We start from the raw sequence: 7,034 nt of genomic DNA, 5'->3' as shown, positions 1-7,034 counted from the left end.
CCCACCCGGTCCATCGCAACCGCCGGCAAACCTTCCTGGCGCGCCCGTTCCATCGCGGTCCGCAAGGCCGACTGATGCGCGTTGAACGCAACTTCCCGCGCCCGGCTGACGCAGCCCCACGCGATTCCCTTGCCGGTCAACCGCAGGTCGGCGTTATCCGCCCTCAGACTGAGCCGGAATTCGGCGCGCGACGTGAACATCCGATACGGTTCCGCGACCCCTTGGGCCGTCAGGTCGTCAACCATGACGCCCAGGTAGGATTCCGTCCGATCAAGCCATACCGAGTTCTGCCCACCGGCCGTGCGGGCGGCATTGATCCCAGCGAGTAGACCTTGTGCGGCAGCTTCCTCGTATCCGGTCGTGCCGTTGACCTGGCCGGCCAGGAACAGCCCCGGCATTGCCCGAAGTTCAAGCCCTCGCGTCAATGCGCGAGGATCAACGTAATCATATTCGACGGCATAGCCCGGACGGATCATGCGAGCATGTTCCAGACCCGGAATCGTCTTCAAGATCGCCTGCTGCACATCTTCCGGCAAGCTGGTCGAGATGCCGTTCGGGTACACCGTCGGATCGTCCAGGCCTTCCGGCTCCAGGAAGACATTGTGGCGATCCTTGTCCGAGAAGCGGACAATCTTGTCCTCGATCGAAGGACAATACCGCGGACCCCGTCCAGCGATCTGGCCCGAGTAAACAGCCGACCGGTGGATATTCTCCCGTATAACCGCGTGCGTCGCCTCAGTCGTCCCTGTCACCCTGCATGCGATCTGCCGATTCAGCAGGCGGGGCGTCATCGTACTGAACGGTTGCGGCTGATCGTCACCAGGGTCAGCGCGCAAACCCGCCCAATCGATCGTCCTTCGGTCCAGTCGCGGCGGAGTCCCCGTCTTGAGACGGCCAAGCGGCAATCCGAGCCGGCTCAGAGTTTGCGCCAACCCGATCGACGGCGCTTCCCCCACACGGCCGGCGGGCGTTTGACGGTCGCCGATATGGATAACCCCGCGAAGAAACGTGCCGGTTGTCAGCACGACCGCCCGGCAATCGATTCGTTGCCCTCCGGCACAAATGACGGCCGTTATGCACCCATCGCGATCCGTCTCAAGGTCTTCTGCCGCGGCCGCCCGCAATGTGAGGTTCGCCGTCTCCTCCAGCAACGTGCGTATTGCTCGGCGGTAAAGCGAACGATCCGCCTGCGCACGCGGGCCACGCACCGCGGGGCCCTTGCTGCGGTTCAGCAGCTTGAAATGGATGCCGGCTGCATCAGCGGCTCGCCCCATCAGCCCGTCCAATGCGTCGATCTCCCGCACCAAATGGCCTTTACCAATCCCGCCGATAGACGGATTGCACGACATCTCGCCGATCGTTCCCAGTGAGTGGGTCAACAGCAACGTGTGGGCACCCACACGCGCCGCCGCCGCCGCCGCCTCGCTTCCGGCATGCCCCCCGCCAATAACAATCACGTCGAACCGGTTGCTCATGACCACCTTTCTGCCATAGAAGCGCGCCCTCTCGCCATGCCTTACCGCCGCCCCTTTCGTCGAATGCGCGGCAAGGCCATGATGGGACAGCAGCCCCGACCGGGCACAAGTAAGCAATGGGGGAGATACGGCCATGGCCGATGGCGCGATCGATACACGCACCGCACGGATTTCCGCGGAAGAGGCATTGGTCATGCATGCCACTGGCCGGCCGGGCAAGCTGGAGACGCGGATCAGCAAGCCGATCACCACAGCCCGAGATCTCTCCCTGGCCTATTCGCCCGGTGTTGCGGCGCCTTGCCTCGAAATCGCTCGCGACCCGTCGCTTGCCTATGACTACACGACCAAAGGCAACATGGTCGCCGTCATTTCGAACGGCACCGCCGTTCTTGGCCTCGGCAACCTGGGGGCGGTCGCATCCAAGCCGGTCATGGAAGGCAAGGTCGCGCTCTTCAAACGGTTTGCCGACGTCGATGGTATCGATCTCGAAGTGGGCACCGAGGACATCGAGGAATTCGTCAACGCCGTCCGCTTCCTGGGGCCGGGCTTCGGCGGGATCAACCTGGAGGACATCAAGGCGCCGGAATGCTTCGTCATCGAGCAGCGTTTGCGCGAATTGATGGACATCCCGGTCTTCCACGATGACCAGCACGGCACCGCGATCGTCGCCGCTGCTGGCCTGATCAATGCCTGTCACCTCACCGGCCGCGAGCTTCGTGAAACCAAGCTGGTCGTGAACGGTGCCGGAGCGGCAGCGATTGCCTGCGTTGAATTGTTGAAAGCAATGGGCATGCGTCCGGACCACGTGATCCTGTGTGATACCAAAGGTGTTGTCTATCAGGGGCGCATGGAGGGCATGAACCAATGGAAATCGGCCCATGCCGCGGTGACCAAAGCCCGAACCCTCAGTCAGGCCATGGAGGGGACGGACGTTTTCTTCGGTCTTTCGGTGAAGGGCGCCCTGACCCAGCAGATGGTCACGTCCATGGCTGACAAACCAATTATCTTCGCCATGGCTAATCCGGATCCGGAAATCACCCCTGAGGAGGCAAGGGCCGCCAGTCCGCATGCGATCATTGCCACCGGGCGCAGCGACTATCCCAATCAGGTGAACAACGTTCTCGGCTTCCCATACATTTTCCGAGGCGCGTTGGACGTCCGGGCCAGCACCATCAATGACGCCATGAAGATTGCCGCGGCGGAGGCTTTAGCCAAGCTTGCTCGGGAGGATGTCCCCGACGAGGTCCATTCCGCCTCGGCCGGCCGCCGTTTGGCCTTCGGTCCAGAATACATTATTCCCAACGCGTTCGACCCGAGGCTGATCGCCCGGATACCGCCGGCGGTTGCGAAGGCAGCGATGGACTCGGGGGTTGCCCAGAAGCCGATCGAGGACATCCGTCGCTATACACGCGGTCTCTCCGGGCGGCTTGATCCCACGGCTGATGCCTTGGACGCGACGATGGAGATGGTGCGGGAGAATCCACGCCGGGTTGTCTTCGCGGAGGGCGAGGAAGAAAAGATCGTGCGGGCCGCCGTCGCGTTCCGCAACGCGGGCTATGGGCAGCCGGTCCTGATCGGGCGGGAGGATCGTGTCAGGGCAACGATGGCGGGCCTCGGTCTCGGTCATCTCGACGGCATCGAAATCCACAATGCCCGTCTCTCCGGAAACAACAAGAAATATGTCGATTTCCTGTATGCTCGGCTACAGCGCCAGGGGCACCTGCAACGCGATATCCAGCGCATAGTCAACCAGGATCGAAACGTTTTCGCCGCCTGCATGGTGGCGACAGGCGATGCCGATGCCATGGTGACAGGACTCACCCGATCCGCGTCGGTTTGTCTGAGCGACATCCGCCATGCGATCGGGCCAGCCAAGGGCGCGATACCGTTCGGACTAAGCCTGTTGGTCGGCATGCGTGGAAAAACCATCTTCCTCGCGGACACCTTGGTCAATTTCCGTCCCGACGCCACCCAATTGGCCGATATCGTGGTCGGGGCCGCTGCGGCTGCTCGTCATCTTGGTCATGAGCCACGGGTCGCCTTGCTATCGCACTCGACATTCGGCGACCCTGCACACGATCGCGTTATTCCGATGCGTGATGCGGTCGCTATCCTCGATCAACGGAAAGTTGATTTCGAGTACGACGGTGAACTGAGCCCGGACGTAGCCTTGCAGCCATCCATCCGCGCACTTTATCCGTTCTGTCGATTGACTGGGGACGCCAATGTCCTTGTCGTGCCAGGGCTCCATTCTGCTCACATCGCAGGACGTCTGGCACATCATCTTGGCGGCGGTACCACAATTGGTCCGCTGCTTCTCGGCTTGGAAAAGCCTGTCCAGATCATGCCGATGGATGCATCATCCAGTCAGATCGTCGATCTGGCGTGCCTCGCTGCCTATCAGGCCATCAGCCGATAGGCAGCAGGCAACGCAACAGAAAAGCCGAACCGGTTAGATCGCCGGTTCGGCGTTTTGGCGAGGCGGCAGGTCGCTTTGAGGTTGATCAGTAATCATCTCGATTCTGCCGGTGATCTGGCCACCATCCTCGACCTGCAGGCGCCGGCAGCGAGCCGTCCCCAGAACCTTGCCGCTGCCACGGATGATCATGCTGCCACGAGCGGTCAGCGTACCGTCGATGGTGCCCGCGATCTCGGCGTCTTCCACCTCGATTTCGCCCTTGAACACCCCTCCCGGCGCGATCGCGAGTTCCGTCGCATGGATCATCGTCGCTTCGACGGTGCCTTCGACAACAAGGCGTTCGGCGTCCTGAACCACACCCTGCACACTGATGCCACGTCCGACAACGAGCGTCCGGCGCTCAGAAGGGTCGCGTGATCCCGGGCGGACCATCGTTGCACCAGGTCGAGCGGACGCGGGTGGGGCGGGGGAGGCAGGTGTAGTCGGAGCAGACGGAAAAGGCGGTCGGGACATGTTATGCGCATCCTTAAGCGGAGCCGGGCGGAAAGGAGGAACACCAAGGCCGTTATCCAATGGTGGCTGGACAGGGCTCACGGTGGCGGGGCGAAAATCCGAATCGGATTGTTCCGCCCTTGATGTCTCCGGAATGACCGGCAGACCCGCTGGTAGCGGGCCATCGATCGAGGCCGAAGACGGCTCGTCGGGTTTGCGACGTTTGAACAAGACACTCTACCAAACTGAAAGAGAAGCCTTCGCCTACCATGGAGCATGCCCGGCAAACAACATCCCGTTTATGTTACCAGCGCCGATGGCCCTCGAAATCCGTCATGCGCCGGGGCTCTCCGCCGCCGCCAGGGCCATGTCGAGGGCGTGGACCATGGCCGCAACGCCGATGATCGGCACCAGCAGATTCAGGATGGGGATGTACGACGCCAGGGCCAAAATCGCACCTTGCATGAGAACCACGCCCCGACTCGTCCGATACAGCGACTCCGCCATCGTGCGTGGCATCCGTCGCATCGCGACGGCGACGAACAACCCCCGTCCGATGGCGTACGCGCCGATCATCCAGCCCAGTACCAAGCCGATACCCGGCAGTAGAAAGATCAGGATCAGCGCCGCGATATTCAAAGCCAGCACTGTCAGGGCCACCGCCACACCGTCCCAAACCTGTTCCAGGAGAGAGGCGCCGTGGGGTGGTGGAAGCCACGGATACAACCGGCTCTCAACGGCTCTGGCGATCCGGTCGAGGTACAGCATGCCGATCGCCGTCGCGACGGGCAGAAACAGCCACAGTGTGAGCAGCGATACGCCGACTGAGCCAAGAATGTCGGCGGCCCATGCCAGCCAGCCATGCAGAGCCAGGATACGATGAATGATCCAAACGGCGCCGGCATGCAGTGCCGCGAAGCAAGCGATCGACCAGGCGATACTGCGCAAGAGGACTCCCCTGAAGGTTGGGTCGTCCAGCTGACTCAGAGCGCGGGTAATCGGTGCGGACACGTTTGACCTTTTAGAGGCGATATTTCGCAGGAACACATAGCATCGCCTATAATCTCGGCACACATTCCGAGCGCCCAAAAGGAGAGAAGCGGATGACCTACGTCCCATCCCCCCACTTCACCCAGAATTGGGTGTTGTCGAAGCCATCCGCCCAAGGGCGTCGCGGTATCGTTGTTTCCCAGGTTCGCAGCGCCGCCGAGGCCGGAGTCGCGATTCTGGATGCCGGCGGCAATGCGGTGGACGCCGCTGTGGCGACCGCGTTGGCACTGGCGGCGGTTGAGCCATGGAATTCGGGTCTCGGTGGAATTGGCTTTGCGCTGATACATCGCGCGGGGCAGCCGACTGCGGATGTCGTCGATTTCGGCCCTGTCGCCCCGCGAAATCTCGTTCCCTCGGCTTTCAAACTGACCGGCCGCTTGAAGCAGGATCTGTTCGCATGGCCGGAAGTGGAGGGTGACGCGAACATCCACGGCCCGCTATCGTTCGCGATCCCGTCCTCTGCCGCCGGATACGCCCACATGCACAACACGTGGGGGAAATTGCCGCTGGCGGAGATTATTGCCCCGGCTATCGCTCTCGCGAAACGGGGATTGCCCCAGGACTGGTACACGACATTAAAAGTCGGCTCCTCTGCGTCCGTATTGCGCCGCTACGCCGAAAGTGCCCGTATCTATCTGCCTGACGGCCTACCGCCGGTCGCGCCCTACCAGGGCACCCCGGGGTTTTTCCGCCTTGGGGCGCTGGCCGATACGCTGGAACACCTGTCCCGTGCGGGATTGCGCGACCAATATGACGGAGACATCGCCGCCGCGATCGCCAGCGACGTCAAAGACATGGGCGGCGTGCTTTCGGCCGACGATCTTCGGTCCTGCCAGGCGCGGGTACGCCCGGCGATGCAATTCCCCTGGCGGGGCCAAACCTTGCAACTGGCGGGCGGACTGACAGCCGCACCGACCATGATGCGGGTGCTGGAGCAAATGAAACCTGTCCGCGCGGGCACCAAACCGGATGCCGATTGGTACGTCGCCCTCGGACGGGCGATGAAACAGGCTTACAAGGAACGGCTGGAAGGGCTCGGCGACGCCGACCCGCTGGCGGCCGAAACGTGCACCACGCATCTGACCGTCTGCGACCAGGAGGGAACCATGGTGGCACTGACCTCGACCCTTCTATCGTCGATGGGAAGCCGCGTGGTACTGCCCAAGACAGGCATTCTGATCAACAACGGCGTCATGTGGTTCGATCCGCGTCCGAACCAGCCCAACTCGATTGCCGGCGGAAAGCGGCCGCTGACGAACATGCTGCCGATCATCCTGCGCGACGGGGACCGGCCCTGCTTTGCGGCCGGCGCATCGGGTGGGAGACGGATTCTGGCGTCTGTCACGCAAATGCTGGCCTTCGTCACCGACTTCGGCATGCCTCTCGAGGAAGCCGCGCATCATCCTCGGATCGACGTGTCCGATCCCGAATACCTCTCCGCGGACCGGCGTCTGCCGGCGGACGTCATAGACGCCCTGTCCGCGGATGGTCGGACCGAGGTCGTGGAACACGGCGTCATGCCCATCAACTTTGCCTGCCCCAACGTCATAGTTTCACAGGCTGATGGCAATCGTATGGGAATCAGCGATGCGGCATCG

General features: G+C 62.4%; 5 protein-coding genes. 2 read left to right on the top strand and 3 right to left on the bottom strand.

Annotated features, from left to right (window positions below):
• Positions 1-1,475, bottom strand: a 1,475-nt coding sequence (mnmG, locus tag GSQ89_RS02230) for a tRNA uridine-5-carboxymethylaminomethyl(34) synthesis enzyme MnmG (RefSeq protein ID WP_158921583.1), incomplete at its 3' end; no start/stop codon positions are given.
• A 133-nt stretch (positions 1,476-1,608) separates the two neighbouring features.
• Between mnmG and GSQ89_RS02225 the strand changes: the two genes are divergently transcribed.
• The gene (locus GSQ89_RS02225) at positions 1,609-3,894 is read left to right on the top strand and encodes an NADP-dependent malic enzyme (RefSeq protein ID WP_158921581.1); all 2,286 of its coding nucleotides are present in this window, start codon (positions 1,609-1,611) and stop codon (positions 3,892-3,894) included.
• A 33-nt stretch (positions 3,895-3,927) separates the two neighbouring features.
• Here the strand turns inward: GSQ89_RS02225 and GSQ89_RS02220 are convergent, their stop codons facing one another.
• Complete coding sequence (locus tag GSQ89_RS02220; protein ID WP_254073038.1) at positions 3,928-4,617, bottom strand: polymer-forming cytoskeletal protein; 690 nt, start codon at positions 4,615-4,617, stop codon at positions 3,928-3,930.
• Between the two features lie 102 nt (positions 4,618-4,719).
• Entirely contained in the window at positions 4,720-5,505 is a 786-nt protein-coding gene (locus GSQ89_RS02215; RefSeq protein WP_256367294.1) for an EI24 domain-containing protein, read from the bottom strand.
• On the opposite strand from GSQ89_RS02215, the gene GSQ89_RS02210 reads away from it, so the two are divergent.
• On the top strand, positions 5,490-7,034 hold a 1,545-nt coding region (locus GSQ89_RS02210; protein ID WP_158921577.1), incomplete at its 3' end, for a gamma-glutamyltransferase. The two genes, GSQ89_RS02215 and GSQ89_RS02210, sit on opposite strands and share 16 nt — an antisense overlap.

This window comes from Acidisphaera sp. S103, assembly GCF_009765975.1.
GTDB lineage: Bacteria > Pseudomonadota > Alphaproteobacteria > Acetobacterales > Acetobacteraceae > Rhodopila.
This window is presented reverse-complemented; position numbering and strand designations above follow the sequence as displayed.

Excerpts from the sequence above, each read along its gene's own strand:
- GSQ89_RS02225 (WP_158921581.1), top strand. The coding sequence starts at position 1,609 with ATGGCCGATGGCGCGATCGATACACGCACCGCACGGATTTCCGCGGAA.
- GSQ89_RS02215 (WP_256367294.1), bottom strand. The coding sequence starts at position 5,505 with ATGGGACGTAGGTCATCCGCTTCTCTCCTTTTGGGCGCTCGGAATGTG.